The 1467-nt window shown below is 62.6% G+C and carries 1 protein-coding gene; it reads right to left on the reverse strand.

All coding sequences use genetic code 11. From position 1 onward, the window contains the following. Positions 1-160: 160 nt before the first annotated feature. The coding region (lpdA, locus tag ACXJL8_RS40895) for a dihydrolipoyl dehydrogenase (protein WP_456687022.1) at positions 161-1467 on the reverse strand (1307 nt) is incomplete at its 5' end.

A 1467-nucleotide genomic window follows, 5' to 3' on the forward strand; every position in this document is an offset into this window, starting at 1 on the left:
GATTAGCATCAGTGGAGCAGAACTCCCCGCGTACAATCGGTGTTCCAGAATAATCGGCTCATGTTCCAGAATGTCCCGAACTTTGGCCAGCAATTTTGGCGCAAGGATATTGTTGCCAGTCTCTGACCAACCGTCATGAGCCGCCATTGAAGGCCCTATTCTAGATATTCAACACACGCCCATAAGCATCCAGCACGGCTTCCTTCATCATCTCCGACAGCGTCGGATGCGGGAACACCGTGTGCATCAGCTCTTCTTCCGTGGTCTCCAGGTTCATGGCCACCACATAGCCCTGGATCAGCTCGGTGACTTCCGCGCCGATCATGTGGGCGCCGAGCAGCTGGCCGGTCTTCTTGTCGAAGATCACCTTGACCAGGCCCTGGTCCTCGCCGAGCGCGATCGCCTTGCCGTTGCCGACGAAGGGGAAGCGGCCGACACGGATCTCGCGGCCATTCTCCTTGGCCTTGGCTTCGGTGAGACCGACGGAGGCGACTTGCGGCTGGCAGTAGGTGCAGCCCGGGATCAGGTTCTTGTCCATGGCGTGCGGGTGCAGACCCTTGATGGCCTCGATGCAGATCACGCCCTCATGCTCGGCCTTGTGCGCGAGCATCGGGGGGCCGGCAACGTCGCCGATGGCGTAGATGCCGGGGATGTTGGTCTTGCCGTAGCCGTCGATCACGATACAGCCGCGGTCGGTTTTGACGCCGAGCTTTTCCAGCCCAAGCCCTTCGATATTGCCGACCACGCCGACCGCCGAAATCACCCGCTCGAACTCGACCGTCACCGGCTTCTTGCCGTCGTCGATGGTGGCGACGACGCTGTCGGCCTTCTTCTCGAGCTTCGTCACCTTGGTCGAGGACAGGATCTTGATGCCCTGCTTTTCGAAGCGCTTTCGCGCCAGGCCCGCGATCTCGGCGTCCTCGACGGGCAGGATCTGCGGCAGCACCTCGACCACGGTGACATCAGAGCCCATGGTGTGGAAGAACGAGGCGAACTCGATGCCGATCGCKCCGGAGCCGACGACCAGCAGCGACTTCGGCATCCGCTCCGGCACCATCGCCTCGAAATAGGTCCAGATCAGCTTCTTGTCGGGCTCGAGCCCGGGCAGCACCCGCGGGCGCGCGCCGGTCGCGACGATGATGTGCTTGGCCTGGTAGCTCCCCTCGCCCAGCGCACCCTTCGGGGCCTCGACGTCGGACTTCTTCACCGTGACCTTGCCAGGCGCGTCGATCGAGGCCGCGCCCCAGATCACGCTGACCTTGTTCTTCTTCATCAGGAAGCCGACGCCGTCGTTGAGCCGCTTCGAGACGCCGCGCGAACGCTGCACCACCGCCTTCGGATCGAACGAGACGTTGTCGGCCGACAGGCCGTAATCCTTCGCGTGCTGCATGTAGTGGTAGATCTCGGCGGAGCGTAAGAGCGCCTTGGTCGGGATGCAGCCCCAGTTCAGGCAGATGCCGCCGAGAT

It is taken from the genome of Bradyrhizobium sp. P5_C11_2 (genome assembly GCF_054049755.1).